Source organism: Sulfitobacter sp. S223, from assembly GCF_025143825.1.
Taxonomy (GTDB): Bacteria; Pseudomonadota; Alphaproteobacteria; order Rhodobacterales; family Rhodobacteraceae; genus Sulfitobacter.
This window is the reverse complement of the sequence record NZ_CP083560.1, coordinates 142,666-161,810: the sequence shown is the minus strand read 5'-3', so window position 1 is coordinate 161,810 and position 19,145 is coordinate 142,666. Positions and strand designations below refer to the sequence as shown.

The 19,145-nt window shown below is 55.2% G+C and carries 18 protein-coding genes; 7 read left to right on the top strand and 11 right to left on the bottom strand.

The genetic code is table 11. The features are described 5' to 3' along the window. The first annotated feature begins 2 nt into the window (after positions 1–2). The 7 genes from K3757_RS00775 to K3757_RS00745 all read left to right on the top strand — a co-directional run bounded on the left by K3757_RS00775 (position 3) and on the right by K3757_RS00745 (position 7,136). Entirely contained in the window at positions 3–1,778 is a 1,776-nt protein-coding gene (locus tag K3757_RS00775; RefSeq protein ID WP_259998345.1) for a class I adenylate-forming enzyme family protein, read from the top strand. Then, positions 1,775–3,064, top strand: a complete 1,290-nt coding sequence (locus tag K3757_RS00770; protein WP_259998344.1) for a 3-hydroxyacyl-CoA dehydrogenase — start codon at positions 1,775–1,777, stop codon at positions 3,062–3,064. The genes K3757_RS00775 and K3757_RS00770 overlap by 4 nt, the downstream gene beginning before the upstream one ends. Beyond that, positions 3,061–3,840 (top strand): enoyl-CoA hydratase-related protein, encoded by a 780-nt coding sequence (locus K3757_RS00765; protein WP_259998343.1) that lies wholly within the window; start codon positions 3,061–3,063, stop codon positions 3,838–3,840. The genes K3757_RS00770 and K3757_RS00765 overlap by 4 nt, the downstream gene beginning before the upstream one ends. An 86-nt stretch (positions 3,841–3,926) precedes the next feature. Further along, the gene (locus tag K3757_RS00760; protein WP_409202593.1) at positions 3,927–5,213 is read left to right on the top strand and encodes an acyl-CoA dehydrogenase family protein; all 1,287 of its coding nucleotides are present in this window, start codon (positions 3,927–3,929) and stop codon (positions 5,211–5,213) included. Further along, complete coding sequence (locus K3757_RS00755) at positions 5,210–5,980, top strand: SDR family NAD(P)-dependent oxidoreductase (RefSeq protein ID WP_259998341.1); 771 nt, start codon at positions 5,210–5,212, stop codon at positions 5,978–5,980. Before K3757_RS00760 ends, K3757_RS00755 begins: the two co-directional genes overlap by 4 nt. A gap of 1 nt (position 5,981) precedes the next feature. After that, positions 5,982–6,755, top strand: a complete 774-nt coding sequence (locus K3757_RS00750) for an SDR family oxidoreductase (RefSeq protein ID WP_259998340.1) — start codon at positions 5,982–5,984, stop codon at positions 6,753–6,755. A gap of 9 nt (positions 6,756–6,764) precedes the next feature. After that, on the top strand, positions 6,765–7,136 hold the full coding sequence (locus K3757_RS00745) for a VOC family protein (RefSeq protein ID WP_259998339.1): 372 nt from the start codon (positions 6,765–6,767) through the stop codon (positions 7,134–7,136). Between the two features lie 18 nt (positions 7,137–7,154). On the opposite strand, the gene K3757_RS00740 is transcribed toward K3757_RS00745, so the two are convergent. The 11 genes from K3757_RS00740 to K3757_RS00690 form a co-directional block, all read right to left on the bottom strand. Continuing rightward, positions 7,155–8,021: an acyl-CoA thioesterase II gene (locus tag K3757_RS00740; RefSeq protein ID WP_259998338.1), complete on the bottom strand. Its 867-nt coding sequence runs from the start codon at positions 8,019–8,021 to the stop codon at positions 7,155–7,157. A 10-nt stretch (positions 8,022–8,031) separates the two neighbouring features. Beyond that, positions 8,032–9,984, bottom strand: a complete 1,953-nt coding sequence (locus K3757_RS00735) for an acetoacetate--CoA ligase (RefSeq protein ID WP_259998337.1) — start codon at positions 9,982–9,984, stop codon at positions 8,032–8,034. Beyond that, entirely contained in the window at positions 9,981–11,186 is a 1,206-nt protein-coding gene (locus tag K3757_RS00730) for a serine hydrolase (protein ID WP_259998336.1), read from the bottom strand. The genes K3757_RS00735 and K3757_RS00730 overlap by 4 nt, the downstream gene beginning before the upstream one ends. Further along, positions 11,186–11,869 carry an ABC transporter ATP-binding protein gene (locus K3757_RS00725; protein WP_311201763.1) on the bottom strand — a complete coding sequence of 228 codons (684 nt, stop codon included), beginning with the start codon at positions 11,867–11,869 and terminating at the stop codon, positions 11,186–11,188. Before K3757_RS00725 ends, K3757_RS00730 begins: the two co-directional genes overlap by 1 nt. A 14-nt stretch (positions 11,870–11,883) precedes the next feature. Continuing rightward, on the bottom strand, positions 11,884–12,645 hold the full coding sequence (locus K3757_RS00720) for an ABC transporter ATP-binding protein (protein ID WP_259998334.1): 762 nt from the start codon (positions 12,643–12,645) through the stop codon (positions 11,884–11,886). Next, positions 12,642–13,937 carry a branched-chain amino acid ABC transporter permease gene (locus K3757_RS00715; protein WP_259998333.1) on the bottom strand — a complete coding sequence of 432 codons (1,296 nt, stop codon included), beginning with the start codon at positions 13,935–13,937 and terminating at the stop codon, positions 12,642–12,644. The genes K3757_RS00720 and K3757_RS00715 overlap by 4 nt, the downstream gene beginning before the upstream one ends. Further along, entirely contained in the window at positions 13,934–14,890 is a 957-nt protein-coding gene (locus tag K3757_RS00710; RefSeq protein WP_259998332.1) for a branched-chain amino acid ABC transporter permease, read from the bottom strand. The genes K3757_RS00715 and K3757_RS00710 overlap by 4 nt, the downstream gene beginning before the upstream one ends. A gap of 76 nt (positions 14,891–14,966) precedes the next feature. Further along, positions 14,967–16,211: a branched-chain amino acid ABC transporter substrate-binding protein gene (locus tag K3757_RS00705; RefSeq protein WP_259998331.1), complete on the bottom strand. Its 1,245-nt coding sequence runs from the start codon at positions 16,209–16,211 to the stop codon at positions 14,967–14,969. Positions 16,212–16,639: 428 nt separating this feature from the next. After that, positions 16,640–17,431, bottom strand: a complete 792-nt coding sequence (locus K3757_RS00700) for an IclR family transcriptional regulator (protein WP_259998330.1) — start codon at positions 17,429–17,431, stop codon at positions 16,640–16,642. Positions 17,432–17,433: 2 nt separating this feature from the next. Beyond that, positions 17,434–18,462 (bottom strand): phosphotransferase family protein, encoded by a 1,029-nt coding sequence (locus K3757_RS00695; RefSeq protein WP_259998329.1) that lies wholly within the window; start codon positions 18,460–18,462, stop codon positions 17,434–17,436. Positions 18,463–18,474: 12 nt separating this feature from the next. After that, the gene (locus K3757_RS00690; protein WP_259998328.1) at positions 18,475–19,125 is read right to left on the bottom strand and encodes a histidine phosphatase family protein; all 651 of its coding nucleotides are present in this window, start codon (positions 19,123–19,125) and stop codon (positions 18,475–18,477) included. Between the last annotated feature and the right edge of the window lie 20 nt (positions 19,126–19,145).

The following is a 19,145-nucleotide window of genomic DNA, read 5'->3' as shown; positions in this document are numbered from 1 at the left end:
GGATGAGGAAAGGCGACCCGCCGACTTGGGAGGGTCACAATGACAAGCTTGCAAATCGTATCGGGTTTAACCTTATGAACCCGATGTCGCCGGAAGACGCTGTAGCCCATGTGCTCAGCACCAACCCCACCTTCGCCGTAGCGCCAACCGTTGTGCGGGGCGTCACCTACAAAGCATTTCAAAACATTCCGCCCACTGTCCACGGATTGATCGATGCCGGAATGGCACAACATGATAACGGCGCAGCAGACTATCTTCTTTACGAAGGGGAGCGTTGGACATTCGGTGAATTTGCCGCCGAAGTACGGCGCGTGGCACAGGTATTGCGCACAAAGTTCAACATCGGGCGCGGGGACCGCGTAGCCATTGCCATGCGGAATTATCCCGAGCTGATGACCCTGGTCTTGGCGATTTCCGCGACGGGCGCGACTGTTGTCTTCGTAAATGCCTGGTGGACAACCGAAGAGCTTGACTATGCTTTGCGCGATAGTGAGGCAAAACTGGTGTTTGCAGATGGTCCGCGCATCGAACGGTTGCAGCCTCTGGAAGCCGATTTAAACCTTCAACTGGTCGGCGTGCGGGACGGCGAGGGGATGGTCGCACACAACTACACTTCTCTTCAGACTGCTGCATCTGACGCGCCATTGGCCGTCGACATTGACACCGATGATGATTTTGCCGTGATGTATTCCTCAGGAACCACAGGTCATCCAAAAGGCGTCGTACAAACCCATCGCAGCGCTGTGAGTGCTGTGTTCAGCTGGTTAATGCAGGCCGTCGTCGCTCCTTTGGTCACACCACCGGAAGAGGGAGCGCCCGAGCCTTTGCCGCCCTCTGCCCTAGTCGTCACGCCGCTGTTTCACGTGACGGCAACGCATCCTCTATTTCTACTTAGCCTTGTCGCAGGCGCACGGGTTACCTTGATGCGCAAATGGGATGCAGACGAGGCCGTGCGCCTGATCCAAGCCGAAAAAATCACACGCTTTCTCGGCGTACCAACGCAGTCGGCTGACCTGATGGCCGCCGCACGCAAGTCCGGTGTTAAGCTGGAAACGCTCGACTATCTCGGGTCTGGCGGTGCTAAACGGCCCGGAGCGCAGGTTGCTCAACTGGCCAAAACGTTCCCGAATGCAGGTATCGCCACAGGCTGGGGCATGACCGAAACCAACGCGCTTGGAATCGGGATGATCGGAGATGACTATATCGACCGTCCCGAAAGCGCAGGCAAACTACACCCACCGGTGCAAGAGCTTCGTCTGCTTGATGACGCCGGCAATGAGGTGCCTCTTGGCCAGTTGGGTGAAATCACTGTGAAAAGCCCTGCCAATATGCGGTGCTACCTCAACAAACCCGAAGCGACAGCCGAGACACTGCAAGACGGATGGCTCCGCACCGGCGATTTGGCGGTAATGGACGAAGACGGTTTTGTCACAATTCTGGATCGCAAGAAAAACATCATTATCCGTGGTGGTGAAAACATCGCCTGTCTTGATGTCGAAGGTGCGCTTCACCGTCTGCCCGATGTGATCGAAGCCTGCGCGTTCTCTGTACCTGACGAACGGTTGGGCGAGATTGTAGGCGCCTGTGTGCAGCTACGCGAAGGCGCAGCGTTGGACCAAAAGCAGATGGCTCAGGCTTTGGAAGGCCATACCGCGAGCTATAAAATACCCCAGCATCTTTGGACGCAAACAGTCCCTTTGATGCGCGGTGCAACCGACAAGATTGACAGGCGCGGCTTGCGCGCCGCTTGTTTAGAGACTGAAAAGGCAAAAACATGACACCAACAACAGAAGAAATTGGCGACTATATCGCGACAGCAGGCAAAGCGGCTTGGGAAGTACCCGATCTGGATGCTGCCACACCGCAACGCGACATCAAAATCGTTGGGATCATCGGTGCCGGGACAATGGGTGGCGGCATCGCAATGAATTTTGCGACAGCAGGCTATGATGTGAAAATCGTCGAAACCACGCAAGAGGCGCTGGACCGTGGCCTCAAGGTGGTTCGTGGCAACTACCAACGCTCAGCTGACAAGGGACGTTTCCCGCAAGAAGAAGTCGAGGCACGCATGAACCGGTTCGATGGCCGCCTTGCCATTGCGGATTTGGCCGATTGCGATCTGGTGATCGAAGCTGTGTTCGAAAACATGGATCTAAAGCGCAAGATATTCACCGAACTTGATGCTTTGATGAAGCCGGGCGCAATCCTTGCCACCAATACATCTGCGTTGGACATCAACGAAATCGCTGCAATGACACGGCGCCCCGAAGACGTAATCGGCCTGCACTTTTTCTCACCTGCGAACGTGATGAAGCTGCTAGAGATTGTCCGGGCAAAACATACAGCTGACGATGTTGTCGCCACCTCGATGGCGCTGGCGCAGAAGATCAACAAGATTGCAGCCCTTGTGGGTGTCTGCCCCGGGTTTGTCGGCAACCGCATTCTGTTTGCGCGCCAAATTCAGGCGAACAAGCTGCTGGCGAAGGGATTGATGCCTTGGGACGTGGATGCCGCATTAAACAGCTTCGGCTTCAAAATGGGCCCCTTCCAGATGAGCGATCTTGCCGGTCTCGACATTGGTTGGTCCAAAGGTGCAACAACTGACAACCCGATCCGCGACATGTTGTGCGAAATGGATCGCCGCGGGCAAAAAACCCAAGCCGGTTTTTATGACTACGATGAAAACCGCCGTCCGATTCCGTCCGATGTAACTGCGGGCATCATCAAGAATGTGACCGGTGCCGAGCCGACCACGATGAGCCCTGAAGAGATCATCGAAATCTGTATTTACCCTATGATCAACGAGGCTGTGAAAATTCTCGAAGAGAACAAGGCGCAGCGCCCCTCTGACATCGATGTCGTCTGGCTGAACGGCTATGGCTGGCCTGCCGACAAGGGTGGGCCAATGTTCTATGGCGATATGGTAGGCGCGCAGGCCGTGCTTGATCGGATGGAGAAGCTGGGTGCTGACGATCCGGCCTTCGCCCCTGCCGATCTTTTGCGTCACCTCGCCGCAACAGGTGGCAAATTCACTGAAATCGATACCGGAGGTCTGAAGGTATGAGCTACGAATTTATCACAACCGAAAAGAAGGGTCACATTCTTGTCGTCACGATGAACAGGCCTGACGTCTATAACGCCGTTCACGTGGACATGCATAACGAGATGGCCGCATGCTGGGATGACTTCGCCGCCGACCAAGACCTTTGGGTCGCGGTTCTGACGGGCGCGGGTGACAAAGCGTTTTCTGCAGGCAACGACCTGAAGGCAACTGCCTCAGGCGGGTCAAAGGCAAAGATGACGCCAACTGGTTTCGCGGGCCTTTCCTCACGCTTTGACCTTGAGAAACCGATCATTGCTGCGGTGAACGGCTTTGCGATGGGTGGCGGGTTTGAAACAGCGCTGTCGTGCGACATCATCCTTGCATCCGAGAACGCCAAGTTCGCGCTGCCAGAAGTTAAGGTCGGTTTCTTTGCGGCTGCATCGGGTGTGCAGCGCCTGTCGCGCTACATCGGCCGTCTGGCCGCACAGGAAATGATGTACACAGGTCGCACCATCATGGCGGACGAAGCGCTTGCGATGGGCTGCGTCAATGAGGTGCATCCCCATGACCAACTAATGGCCAAGGCAATGGAGAAGGCTGAGCAGCTTTGCACGGTGTCCCCATCAGCTGTGAAAGCAACGAAACGGGTTCTCAATGACATGTATGCCCGTGACGGCATGCAAGACAGTGTTGCTTATTCCCGCGAAGTTATCGCGGATCTATCCAAGACCGAAGATTTCAAAGAGGGCGTGAATGCCTTTGTCGAAAAACGCAAACCCAATTGGGTCAACAAATAGCCTCACCCGCCGGGTGAAGAAACAACCTCACCTCTTGGGTGAAAAATAACTAAGGGAGGCATTTTATGTCCGATACACCGATGGAAATGAACAATCTTGGCATGTCCGAGAAAAACAAGCCGCTGCTTGCGGCCGTGATCAAGCACATCCGCGAAAACGTGGATCCGATCACCGAAGAGTTTTATGCACTGGGGGAAGGTCGCGCTGATCGCTGGTCCTACGCACCCGGTCAGCTTGAGTTGCTGGAAACAGTAAAGCAAAAAGCGCGCGATGCAGGCCTGTGGAATTTCTTCCTGCCCAACGCCGAAACCGGTGAAGGCCTGAGCAACCTCGACTATGCCTATATCGCTGCTGAACTGGGCAAGAGCCCGCTCGCGTCAGAGTCGCTGAACTGCTCCGCACCTGACACTGGCAACATGGAAGTGCTAGAGCGTATCGGCACGCCCGAGCAAAAAGAAACGTGGCTCAAGCCGCTGCTGGCTGGCAAAATCCGTTCTGCTTTTGCCATGACAGAGCCTGATATGGCATCTTCGGATGCGAAAAATATCTCCACCTCCGCTGTGCTGGAAGACGGTGAATGGGTCATCAACGGAGAGAAATACTATATCTCCGGTGCGGGCGATCCGCGCTGCAAAATCATGATCACGATGGTGAAAACATCCCCCGATGCAGAGCCTTTCCGCCAGCAGTCCCAGATTCTTGTGCCGATCGATACTCCCGGTGTGGAAATTGTGGGTCCGATGCATGTGTTCGGTCATGACGATGCACCGCACGGCCACATGCACATCAAATTCACCAATGTCCGCGTGCCGGAATCAAATATTCTTTGGGGCGAAGGTCGTGGTTTTGAGATCTCGCAAGTACGTCTTGGACCTGGCCGCATCCACCACTGCATGCGCTCTATCGGTGCCGCAGAAAAGGCTCTGGACCTGATGATCGAGCGTGGCCTGTCACGTGAAGCCTTCGGTAAGAAAATCATTGATCTGGGCAAGAACATGGAGACCATTTCGCGTGCGAAGATCGAGATCGAAGCCATGCGTTTGATGGTTCTAAAAGCGGCCAAGGCGATGGATACACTGGGCAACAAAGAGGCCCGTATCTGGGTGTCGATGATCAAAGCGATGGTGCCGGAAAAAGTCTGCAACATCATTGATGAAGCGATGCAGGTACACGGTGCCACGGGTATTTCCCAATGGTCTCCGCTGTCCGGCATGTACACGGCTCAGCGCACGCTGCGTTACGCAGATGGCCCTGATGAAGTACACCACCACGTTATCGCGCGCGCAGAGGTCAAAGACTATCAGGCGTCCAATTCGCGTACCGATCGTGCCCGCGGCGAAATCGCAACAGGCCGGACACGGGGCGGCGTATGAGTGCGCTGTTTGACCTGACTGGTAAAGTCGCCCTGCTGACCGGTGCCTCCAAGGGCATGGGTCTGGCAATGGCGACGGCACTGGCGGAGCATGGCGCGACTGTCGTGATCTCTGCCCGTAAGCAGGACCAACTGGACGCCGCAGCCGAGGGCATTAATGCCCTCGGTAAAGGCAAGGCATATGGCGTGAGCTGTAATGTGGGCTACAAAGAACAGCTTCAAGCGCTGGTCGATAAAACACACGAACTTGCCGGTCCGATTGATTGTGTGATCGGCAATGCGGGGGTTAATCCCTATTATGGGAAAACATCCGAGATCCCTGATGATGCCTATCAGAAAACCATGAATGCCAACGTGCTGTCCAACCTCTGGCTGGCACAAATTGTTGCCCCTGACATGGTGGCAAAGGGCTCTGGATCGATGGCGTTCACCTCTTCCATCGGGGCGTTCAAGCCTTCCGTCATGCTTGGCACCTACGGGATGTCAAAGCTGGCGCTGATCGGTCTTGTACGCAACCTTGCAGCGGAATTCGGGCCAAAAGGGCTTCGCTTTAATGCGATCTGTCCCGGTCTGGTTAAAACGGAATTCGCACGTGAACTGTGGGACAATCCCGAAGTCGCCAAGCGGATCGAGAACGAAATCCCGCTGCGTCGCTTGGGCGATCCAGAAGATTTTGCGGGTCTTGCCGTTTTCCTCGCGTCTGACGCTTCCAAATACATGACCGGACAGGCGCTTACCGTCTGTGGCGGCTCCAATATGTGGACATAATATGGAACTCAAAGACAAGATTATCGTCGTGACCGGTGCTGCCTCTGGCATCGGTCGTGCCATGTGCGTGCGTTTTGCTGAAGAAGGCGCAAAGCATATCGCCTGCGTGGACCGTGATTTGGCTGGTGCCGAGGAAACCGCGAAAATGATGGGCGGCAAAGCCTATCAGGTGGATGTCGCCATCAAAGACCAGATCACCGGAATGATCGATGCTGTTGAGGCAGATGCAGGTCCGATTGACCTGTTCTGCTCTAACGCAGGTATCTCTGTCGCCGGTGGCGTCGAGGTCGAAGATGACGACTGGCAACGCATCTGGGAGATCAACGTGATGTCCCATGTCTGGGCAGCGCGGCACCTGGTCCCGCTCATGTCAGAGCGTGGCGGCGGCTACCTGCTTAACACTGCGTCGGCGGCTGGCCTACTGAACCAAATAGGCAGCGCGCCCTACGGGGTGACGAAACACGCAGCTGTCGGTCTCGCTGAATGGCTTGCGCTTACGTATGGCGATCAGGGTATCAAGGTATCGGTTCTGTGTCCTCAAGCGGTCCGTACTGAAATGACCCGCGGCCACGAAGACCACGTCGCCGCAATTAACGGCATGATGGAACCCGGTCCCGTCGCAGAAGCCTGCGTAGAGACGATCCGCGCAGAGACATTCCTTGTGCTGCCGCACAAAGAGGTCGAACAATACATGCGCAACAAGACCGACAACTACGACCGCTGGATCGGCGGCATGCGCAAACTTAACCGCCGTTTTGGCAACTTTGACAGTTAGGACAAACAGATGATCGGCTACACCACCATCGGCGTGAGCGATATGGAACGCGCCAAAAAGTTCTATTGTGACCTTTTCGCTGACAAAGGCGCAAAAGTTGTTATTGACGCAGGGCGTATTGCCTTCATAGGAACCAAACGCGGTGAGCCTATGCTTGCTGTTTGTGAACCTTATGACAAAGAGGCACCAACACCGGGCAACGGCGTGATGATTGCCTTCACAATAGATGAAAAAGAAGAGGCTGACCGCCTACATGCCCGGGCGCTGGAATTAGGCGGCACATGTGACGGTGCGCCAGGCCAGCGGATACCTGATCGGTTCTACGGCTCTTACGTTCGTGACCCTGACGGCAACAAGCTGTGTTTTTTCACATTCTCATAAGGTGACAATGGAAGCGCCTTAGCGCTTCTTGAGCGGCCGCACGAGACCTTCTTGTGCGACGCTCGCCACCAACGTCCCGTCTGCACTGTAGATTGACCCGCGGTTAAAGCCGCGGGCTTTTCCTGTCCACGGGGCATCCAGATCATACAAATGCCAGTCCGAAAATTCGATCGGGCCGTGGAACCACATGGCGTGATCCAAGCTGGCACTCATGACGTTACCTTGGAACCAGGTCAGCCCGTGTGGGCGCAGAGATGATCCAAGAAGATTCATGTCAGACGCATAGGCAAGCAAGCAGTGCTGCATCTGTGGCCCTTGGCCCTTAGCAGCTTCCATCCGGAACCACAGGTGGTTGCGATCTGATGCTTTTTCCGGCGTGAAGAAGTCGCGCGGCGCAACCTCGCGCAGCTCAATCGGGCGCTGGCGCAGAAAATCATCGTGAAATTTCTCGGGGATTTTCGCGACATGCGCCTCGCGTAGCTCATCGCGGTTTGGCCAGTCTTCGGGGCTACCAACCTGCGGCATCTCATGCTGGTAGTTCCAGCCTTCTTCATCAATGTGAAAAGACGCAGAGAGGTTGAATATTTGTTTCCCGTGCTGGATCGCCACCACGCGCCGCGTCGTAAAGCTGCCGCCGTCGCGGGCGCGGTCCACCTGATAGATTACCGGAATTTTGGGATCGCCGGGGCGGATGAAATAGGCGTGCAGCGAATGGCAAAGCCGATCAGGCACCGTCCGGTAAGCGGCCATCAAGGCCTGAGCGATAACATGGCCGCCAAAAATGCGGGTCGTCGTCTCTCCACCAGAACCAACGCCACGGAACAGATCGACCTCCAGCTGTTCGATATCCAAAAGTTCAATCAGTTCGTCGGCAACGTTGTTCATAGGAGCAACCTCAGGCGCTGGCCCGTGCTGCTGCATAGGCAATGAAGAAATCGAAGCTCGCGGGGTTGGCCATACTGTCACGGTTTACCACGCGGGCGGGGTCACCCCCCAACAACAGCTTTTTGACAGGAACCTCAAGCTTTTTACCCGAAAGAGTACGCGGGATTTCTGCCACTTGCACGATCTCGTTCGGGATAAAGCGGGCTGAAACGCCTGAACGTATGGCCTGATTGATCTTGTCCTTCAAAGCGTCATCAAAGGCGACGCCTTCAGCCGGTACAACAAAAAGCGGCATAAAACTTTCGCGTCCGAGAAATTCCAGATCAACGACAAGACTATCAAGAACGTCGTCCAAGCCTTCAACCGCTTGATAGATTTCAGCTGAACCCAGCCGCAGCCCCTTGCGGTTGATCGTGGCATCAGAGCGACCATAGATCACGCTCGCGCCGGTCTCATCAATACTGATCCAGTCACCATGCCGCCAGACACCGGGGTAAGTATCATAATAGCTTTCGAACAGGCGCGTACCGTCTTCGTCACCCCAAAAGAAAAGCGGCATAGAGGGTAGCGGTTCGGTACAGACCAACTCTCCCACTTCGCCGGTCAGTTCATTGCCAAGCGCATCATAGGCACGGACTGCATTGCCAAGGGCGCGGCATTGCATCTCTCCGGCGCGGACAGGCATGGCCGGATGGCCCAGTACAAAGGCCCCTGCCAAATCTGTTCCGCCCGAGATCGGGGCAAGCCAGACGTCTTCCTTCACATCACGGTAAATCCAGTCGTAAGCATCCGCGCTCAGCGGCGAACCCGTAGAACCAAGAGATCGCAGGGCAGACAGATCAACAGCAGTTCGCGGCGTCACACCCGCCTTGAGACACCCCGCAAAAAACGCAGCACCCGCGCCGAAATAGGTCAGCTTTTCATCTGCCACAAAGCGCCAGACCGCAAGCATATCAGGATGGTTGGGCGCCCCGTCATATAGACACACAGTCGCCCCCTGCCCAAGAGCAGTCCACTGCGCGTTCCACATGATCCAGCCAGAGGAAGTGAGCCAGCAGAACCGGTCCTTTGCTGTCAGATCATGATGGAGGGATTGTTTGGCCGCTTCCAGAATGATGCCACCGTGGCCATGCACAATGGGTTTAGGGTTACCGGTTGTCCCAGAAGAATACACGATCCAGAGCGGTTGATCGAAGGGCACTTGCGTCGCTTCAAATGGCACATCGTCGTGCAACAGGGTGTCCCATGCCACGTGTCCTTCAGGCAGATCACCGACAATTGGCAGCGTGACGAACTGGGCGACACTGGGTAACTCGGCACTGATTTGCGCTAGCACCTCACGGCGGTCTATCGTTTTGCCCGCGTGAACGTAACCATCCTGCGCGATGAATACCTTCGGCGCGATTTGTTTAAAGCGATCTACGATCGCGACCTGCCCCATGTCCGGAGCGCATAGCGACCACGCGGCACCAATACTCGCCGTGGCCAGTAACGAAATCAATGCAACTTCGGTATTGGGCAGAACAGCCACCACGCGGTCACCTTGCACCACTCCCATCCGGCGCAGATTTGCCGCAAGCGATGCCACTTGCGCGCGTAACTCTCCCCATGTCAGTTCCTTACGCCCCAATGTCTCGGAGAAGCTGACAATAGCAGTCTCGTCTGTCCGGCCCTCGGCGTGGCGCAATATGTTATCGGCGTAATTGAGCATGGCACCCGGGCACCATTGCGCCCCCGGCATAGCGCGGTCCGCCAAGATGCGGCTATAAGGCTCAGAGGCGCGGACGTCGAAGAACTCCCAGATTGACGCCCAGAAACCTTCAAGGTCTGAAACACTCCACCGCCACATGTCATTGTAATCTTCGAAGGTCAGACCGCACTTTTTTTCAACAAACCGTTCAAAGGCAGCCATGGTCGATGCCTCTGCCCGTTCCTGCGTTGGGCTCCATAGAATTCGGCTCATGTCATGGCTCCGTGCACCAATGCCTTGAGTTGCGGACGCGCGGGATAAGCGCTCGACGGGATGAGTTGTGTAAAGAATATAGCAGACAGCTCAGCCACCGGATCAATCCAGAAAAACGTTGAGGCCATGCCGCCCCAGCTGAAGTCACCGACGTGGCCAGCAGAACGGGCGCGACCGGAGTCTAGCAAGACAGCACCGCCAAGGCCAAAACCCATGCCCTCCATCGGCTGCTCTGCAAAACTGCTAGGCCCCATGGATGCAATATCTCCGGCAAGATGGTTCTGCATCATGAATGAAAGTGTTTTGGGCCCGATCAGGCCTGCACCACCAGTGCGCATCATCTCGGTAAACTTGAGATAGTCGTCGATAGTCCCGACCAGTCCGCCGCCACCCGATTGCATCTGGGCATCCAAGAAAGGCGATTCCACAGGATCATCTATCAAGCGCAAAGTCTCGGGCGCGGTGTCGACTTTGCCCACCGAAAACGCATCCCCTGCCAGCGGTGTGTAGCAAGCGGCGAACCTGTCGCGCGCTGTTGCTGGTACGGAAAACCGAGTCTCGGACACGCCAAGGGGCTCAAAAATCTCATCCACGAAAAACTGTTCCAGCGTTTTGCCACTGACCACTTCGACAACGCGACCCAGAATATCGATCGCGACCGAATACTCCCAACGATTGCCGGGCGCAAAGGCCAAGGGCAACGCCGCAACCCGATCACACATCTGAGCCAGAGAGCCTTGGTCCGCGCGAAATACGATGTCTTGATCCGCCATTTCCTGCCCCAGAACACCGGGGTTGAATGGATAACTAAGGCCGGCAGTATGGGTTAGCAGCTGATGCAGGGTTGGTGTGGCGCAGCGTTGCACCTGATCAATCGACGTGGCCCCATCCAATAGGCACTGCATATCGGTAAAGGCAGGAATAAACTCTGACACCGGCGCATCCAGATGAAACAAGCCGCGTTCTGCCAGCATCATGAGCGCGACAGACGTCACCGGCTTTGTCATTGAGTAGATGCGCGCAACTGTATCACGCTCCCACTGCGCGCCACGTGCGACATCACGTAAACCACATTGGTGGTAGTAGATTTCCTTTCCACCTTGAGAAAGCAAGACAGAAGCGCCCGCCAAACGGCGGGCGTCAATATAGGTTTTCATCCAGTCGCCAATGCGACCAAGGCGGTCAATATCAAAGGACGTCATTAGACTTCCAGCCACTCCTTGCGCACATCTTCACGTTCTTTCAGCTCGGCTGGCGTGCCCTCAAAAACAACTTGTCCGTGGCCCATCACATAGACACGGTCAGCAATGTCCATTGCGATGCTCAGCTTTTGCTCCACCAGCAATGTCGAAATGCCCTTTTCGGCAATCGCCTTGAGCACCTCGGCAACCTTTTGCACCATCTGTGGCGAAAGGCCTTCTGTCGGCTCGTCGATCATAACGAAATCTGGATCGCCCATCAGCGTGCGGCACATGGTGAGCATTTGCTGTTCACCACCTGACAGTACAGACGCTTCTACGTCAGCACGCCGGTCAAGGTTTTCGAACATATCAAACATCATCTGCATCGACCAACGTCCAACGCCATCTTTCTGACCGGGCTTGAGACCTAGTGTCAGGTTCTGGCGCGTTGTTAGGCCCGGAAAGATATCGCGGTTCTCGGGGACATACCCGATGCCCATATTGGCAACTTCATAGGCCTTTTTGCCCGCGATTTCCTGACCTCGGAATTTGACGGACCCATGCGGAACAACCTCTCCCATGATTGCCTTACAGGTGGTTGAACGCCCCACACCGTTGCGGCCCAGAAGGGCGACAATTTCCCCTTCCTGAACGTTCAGGGTGACGCCCTGAAGGATATGGGATTTGCCGTAATAGGCGTGCATGTCGGTGACTTCGATCAATGTTCTGCCTCCAGTGCTGCGCCCAGATAGGCTTCTTGAACTTTCGGGTCCCCGCGCACGTCTTCGGGTTTGCCCGTTGCGATGATTTCGCCGTAGACCAGCACGCTGATCCGGTCGGCCAGGCCGAACACCACGCCCATATCATGCTCCACCATCACCAGCGTTTTGCCTTCGGTGACTTTCATGATCAGGTCGGTGATGTAGTCGGTTTCGGAGTGGCTCATGCCCGCTGTCGGTTCATCCAGCATGATGACATCAGCACCGCCTGCGATGGTGATACCAATTTCCAACGCGCGCTGTTCAGCATAGCTGAGCGTGCCTGCCGGCAGATTGCGCCGTTCAAGCAGGTTGATCTGGTCAAGGATCGCTTCTGCGCCCTCGGTCAGATCACGCTTGCGGTTCACCAGATCCCAGAAGCTGTATTTATAACCCTGCGACCACAAAAGCGCACAGCGTACGTTTTCGAAAACGGTCATCGCCGGAAAGATATTCGTGATCTGGAAGGAGCGGCTAAGCCCCTTTCGGTTGATCTGATACGGCTCCAGTCCGGCAAGGTTCTCACCGTGCAGCTTTACCGATCCCGCTGTGGCCGGAAAGCGCGCGGTGATCAGGTTGAACAGGGTCGACTTACCGGCACCGTTCGGGCCGATAATCGCGTGACGTTCGGCTTTGCCGATACTCAGATCGATGCCGCGGATAATCTCGGCTTTGCCAAAGCTTTTCTTCAGGCCGCTTAATTCAAGGGCTGGCGTGCTCATGATGCGCCTCCTGCTGTATTGGCTTCGTTCCATGCTTCCTTGAGAGACGGAGCAGTGGCCCGCGCAATCCCCAACCCGATCAACGTGATCGCGCCCGCAATGATCCAAGGTAGAACGTCGTGACTGTTGAATGTGGTCCAGAAGATCGTCATTTCGTCATCGCCGGTCGCGGCATGACGGAAGTGGAACGTCATCTCAACCAGTGCCGCAGCCCCAAGCAACCCGATTGCCCCCGGCAGCAGCGTCTTGAGATAGGGTACGATCAATTGGCTGGCTTTACCCAGTTTGAACGCTGGGACATGCATCATAATCAATCCGGCAAGGCCACCAGGAAAGAACATCACCGTCGCAAGGAACAGCGTACCTGCGTAGAATGCCCAAAGCTCGGTCGAAAGGCTCAGCACGGTTTGTAGCAACGTAAAGGCAATGGCCCCGATGATCGGCCCGAAGAAGAATCCGACACCACCAAGGAAGGTCACCAGCAGGATTACACCAGAAGACGCCGTGTTGAGGTTTTCCTCGGTCAGAATCTCATAGTTGATCGCAAAAAGACCACCTGCGACACCTGCAAAAAATCCGGACGCAACAAAGCTGTAGTAACGTACCCAGCGCGCGGAATATCCAAGGAATTCGGCCCGCTCCGGGTTGTCGCGAACCGCGTTGGCCATACGGCCTACCGGTGTACGGCTCCACAGGTACATCAGCGCTGCTGAAATGATGACCCACGCAGCAGTCAGGTAATAGACCTCAATCTGCTGGAGGAACTCTACCCCAAAGAAGGGCTGCGCATAGGTGCGGTCACCACTGATACCTTCTTCGCCTCCGAAGAATGCCACGATGATAACCGAACATGCAGCGATCAGCTCACCCACACCCAGCGAGATCATGGCGAACACGGTCCCCGCTGAACGGGTCGAGAATGAACCGACAATCAGGGCAAGTCCCATCCCGAACAACCCGCCAAACACAGGCAGGATAACCAGTGGGATCGATTCAAAGAAATCCGACATATTCATGATGTGCATGCAGGCGAACCCACCCACACCAGCATAGACGGCATGACCAAAGGAAAGCATCCCGCCCTGCCCAAGCAGCATGTTATACGCCAGAGCAAAAATGATCGTGATCGACATCTGGTTCATGATCGTCAGCGCGGAGTTGTTGGTGAACACCAGCGGCATCACCATCATCGCGACGGCCGCGATGATCCAGGGCGCAAGCGAGAGTGTCATGGAACCGGCACGCATACGCTGTGCGGGCTTAGACGGGTCGGTTGTCAACTGATCTGTCATGAAGTGCGCTTTCCGAACAGTCCTGCGGGGCGGAAGATAAGGATCAACACCATCAGGATATAGGGGAGGATGTCAGCGATCTGCGGGCTTGTTAGGCTCCAGAAATCGCGGAAGATATTGTCATCCAGATTTTCCGGCGTTGCGATGCCAATGGCGTTCAGGACGCTTTCCATCTCGATGTTGTAAGACTTGGCAAAAGTGGTGATCCAACCGATCAACAGCGATGCCACCAAAGCCCCCCAAAGCGACCCAAGCCCACCAATCACGATCGTCACAAACACGATTGATCCAAGAACAAAGGCCATACCGGGGAAGGTGCCAAGCACCGGTCCGGCTATCACGCCCGCCACACCGGCCAACGCAGTGCCGACACCGAAAACACCCATAAAGATAAGCGGCACATTGTGACCCAGCGCTTCGACAGTTCGCGGATAACTGAGTGCGGCCTGAATAATCATACCCACGCGTGTCTTCGTCAGAACATAAAGAAGCCCGATGAAAATACCGACTGAGATGAAGATCATAAAGATTTTATAGGCGGGGATAGAGTTGCCGGAGATCGCAAACGCCGTGAAATTCAAGATGTCTGGAACGTCATAGGGCATCTGGTTCTTGCCCCAGATGAACTGGACCAATTCCTCAATCAGCAGCGCCAGACCGAAGGTGAAGATCAGCTCTGGCACGTGGCCATATTGGTGTACACGCCTAAGTCCGTAACGCTCAACCCCGGCGCCAAGCACGCCGACAATAAGCGGCGCAATGAGAAGGCCCATCCAGAACCCCAGCGCAATGCTGATCTGATAGGCAAAGTAAGCGCCCAGCATATAGAAGCTGGCATGGGCAAAGTTCAGCACACCCATCATCGAGAAAATAAGGGTCAGGCCGGCGGACAGCATAAACAGTAGCAGTCCTGTCACCAGCCCGTCGATCAGATTGACGAGAATGAGGTCCATTAGGCCCCTCCGGTAAAATTTGAATCAGAGACGTAAAGGCCCGCCCGATACGATCGGGCGGGCCGATAAGCGCGGCTTAAGGGCGCTTCATATCGCAAGTTGTTGGGCTGTCCATGGAAGCCATCTCAACCGTGGATTCTGTCACCACACCAAAACCCGAGTTGTCGTAATCGAACTCAACGTTTTCGTTGGTGTGTACACCCACGTTCATGTTCTGGATCAGCTGGTGATCCTGTGGACGCATGAACAATTTGCCACCCCACATGCTCTCGTACTCCATGCCTTCCAGCTTGGACGCGATAGCGACAACATCATCTGCTGTACCCGCTTCTGTGATCGCATCGGAAAGCATACCAATCACGTTGAAGATACGGCTTTGGTCAATGTTGCCATCGGGGTATTTGGCTTTGAAAGCCTTATACAGCTCACGCGCTTCATCGGAACCAATCGGGTTGATGTCACCCTGAGAAACCAGACGGATACGGCCTTTACCACTTTCGCCGAAGGCAGCCGTGATACCGGAGCCCGCTGCGTAGTAAGTATAAATCGGGCCCTCGAAACCGTTTTCGATAACGGATTTACCAAGACCCAGCATGTCTGCGCCCCAGTTACCCGTGATAACCGCATCCGCACCGGACGCGACGATCTTGCGGCTGTAGGGTGTGAAGTCTTTCACTTTGCCAATCGGGTGCAGTTCATTGCCAACGATTTCAACATCGGGGCGCTTTTTGCCCAGCATATCTACGGCGGCAGCAGCCACAGCTTTACCAAAGGAATAATCCTGACCGATGATATAAACCTTCTTGAGGTCCTCATCTGCAGCCATAACGTCTGTCAGCGCGTCCATCTTGATGTCAGCGTTGGCATCGAAACGGAAGTGCCAGAAGTTACACTTGTCGTTGGTCAGCGCCGGATCAACAGCAGCATAGTTCAGGAAGAGCACACGACTGTCAGGGTTACGACGGTTGTGCTTGTCGATTGCTTCGGTCAGCGCGTTCGCAACCCCAGAGGAGTTACCCTGCACGATAAAGCGGACACCTTGGTCGATAGCGACCTGCAGCTGGATCAGCGATTCTTTCGGGCTGATTTTGTTGTCGAAACCGATGACTTCCATCTGCTGGCCGTCAAGCAATCCGCCCTGCTGGTTCACCATGTAGTCAGCGGCGAACTCAAACTGGTGCAGACCGTTTGTGCCTGTGCTTGCGAAAGGGCCGGACAGCGGGTCAATGAATGCGACCTTGATGTTCTCGGCAAATGCGGCGCTTGCGCCGATGATGAGTGACAGCGCGGAGACCGCACCAAGCTTAGTGATATTCTTCATTTCATTCCTCCCTAGGAAAGCCCGCCGCTGTTTGCGATCTTTATAAATGGGCTATGACGAGAGACTTACACACCCCCGCCGTAAGTCAAGCGCTCACATGCGGGTGTCGGCGCGGTTTTTTCAGGCATTACGTTGGGGAAATTTAATCATTCCGCATGGAGAAGGGTGCGTTGCACGCAAGAATACTGCACCTAAGAACCTGATTATAAATCATTTTTGGTATAGATTATCTTTACCGCAATCACAGCCTAGCTGATCACACACCCCATATCGGCTGGAAAATATTCTTAAAATATTTGCCCTGCATTGGGTAACTTAGCGAAAAATCATGTAATTTGTACGGCCTGTGAAATGCGAATGTGTACCGCATAGCGGAACAACCCCCCGCACAATATTTGTGCAAGAATTCGATTCCGGTTGGCTGACCGCTATTCTTTTGCGCTAAGGTCTTGGGCCACTTTTAGCAGCTTTGGCGCGTAGACAGTTTCAAGCTGTTTCGGTTTTACATGGTATGAAGGCCCGCCGACATTCATGCCGTACACGCGACCGTCACTGAGCGAATGAATGGGCACCGCGATCCCGTTTACGTCAGAACGCCAATCGCCATAGCAGGTACAAAATCCGTTCGCCTCATACTCAGCCACCGCCTGCTTATAGCAAGCACGGGCATCTTGCTCTACGTCCTCACCCTCGGCGCGGGCGAAACCAAATATCTGTTCAACGCGGTCTTCTGGCGTTACCGCCAGGATCGCCTTGCCCATAGCTGAATGGAACAATGGCAGCCGAGAGCCGACCCGTACAATCAGCGTAACACCCTCATTAGAGCTGTCTGTCGCCAAATAGATCACCTCGGTACGGTGCTGTTCACCAAGCGCAACGGTAACGTAGGAATTAGGCCCTTTCAGGCGTAGCGCGTTCATCTCGTGCTTGGCACGGTCACGCATATCCATCGCCGCAAGGCGGCTAAATCCCAGCCGCAGCACACCCGCCGACAACCGGTACGTGCCAACGCGACTGTCAGCCACCAGATAATCCAACTCACACAAAGTGTGTGTCAAACGTGAGATTGTCGCCTTGGGAAGACCGGTGCGTTCGGAAAAATCACTATTCGTCAGCGTTTGATCTCCGCGCCTGAAACATCGCAGCAGTTCCAGCCCACGCGCCAATGCCGTGACAAAATTGCGGTCCTTGCTTTCCAGATCGGGATCAAATTGCTCCATACTCAACCCCGCTTTAGGGCATCAAGCCCGTGCTGTGCAAACACCGGAACAAAGGCGCCTACCTTCATGGCCCGCTCTGGATTTGACGCATTGCCGTCGAGCGCGCGTTTCAGCACACCCTGAATAATCGCCGCCATGCGGAAAAAGGTGAACCCAAGATAGTAACCAAAGTTGTCGATACCGCTGAGCCCGCGCCGCGCGCAATATTCCGCGATAAATTCTTCATCGCTTGGCAGGCCAAGTGCCGCGCGATCCAGCCCACCCATGCCACGTCCTTCGGAACCTGCGGGCAATTGCCACTGCATGATGACAGCCGCCAAATCGGCAAAGGGATGGCCGATGGTGGATAGTTCCCAATCCAATACGGCACAACAATCTGTACCCGTTGCATCGAAGATCATGTTGTCGATTCGGTAGTCACCATGCACAAGCGTGCGTTGGCCATCATCTGCGGGCCGTTCGCCCACCAGTGCATCCATCAATTGGTCCATCGCCGGAATGCTCTGCGTCTCCGAAGCGCGATACTGCTTTGACCACCGCCCCACTTGTCGTTCGAAATAGTTGCCCTCTGGCCCGTAATCGGACAGACCAACTGCATCAATGTCTACTGAATGAAGGGCGGCCAAAACGCGGTTCATCTCGGAGATAACCTTGCTCCGGTCTGCCTTCGTCAGATCGGGCATCGCCGGTTCATTGAAGTTGCGGCCTTGGACGTGGTCCATGATGTAGAACATCGAACCGATTACGCTGTCGTCCTCACATAGCAGGTGCATCTTGGAGACCGGCACGTCCGATCCCTCCAGTGCCTTCTGCACGCGAAACTCACGATCAACCGCGTGTGCGGATTTCAACAGCACACCAGGCGGCTTGCGCCGCAACACATAGGAATGCGCAGGTGTTTTAAGCATGAATGTCGGGTTCGATTGACCACCCTGAAATTTGGTAACTTCCATCGGACCTTCAAAGCCGGGAAGGTTTTGGGTCAAGTAAGCGCTTACCGCCGCTTCATCGAGAGTTTGCGTATCCGTCATTTTTGGCCGTCCCTAACTGTAACTCATCAATTTGATGCCATCCGGTGTGGCGTAATGCGGTGTCGCGTTGAACTCATTCAAGGAGAACAGGCTACCCGAAAACATAAACCGTGTCATAGCAGCGTTTTTGATCTGGAGGTTGAGGTTCATCATGTGTTGCGCTGGTGCATGCAAGGATGCCGCAGTGAGCTGCCCGATTACGCCACCAGAACTGACCATCAGCACCCGCTTGGCATCTGTATCAACGGCAAAGGCACGCGCCGCTTCGACACGCTCTGCGAAGGCAGCCCAGGTTTCGTAGGGTTTTTCGATCTCGTCTTTCTGCCAGGCAAAGACTGTTTCCCGCAATGTACGGAAGTGCACCTTGCGGTCGCCCTTTACCAAATCAGGCACTTCACCACCAAACCGTGAATCCAGCAGGCTACCGAAATCATACTCGTTCAGGCCGGCATGCTCTTCACGCGAGGGCGCAAAGCCCATCTCGGTCGCGGTATCGATCTGACGGTTAAGCGTGCCGGTAACAACACGATCAGGCTCCCACCCCATTTCGCGCAGCCACGCACCAGCGGCCCGCGCCTGCGCCCGTCCCAGATCGGACAGCACATCATAATTCTCAGCCCCGAAAGAGGCCTGCCCGTGGCGGATGACCAATAGCTCAGCCACAGGTCCAAGCCTTATCGAAG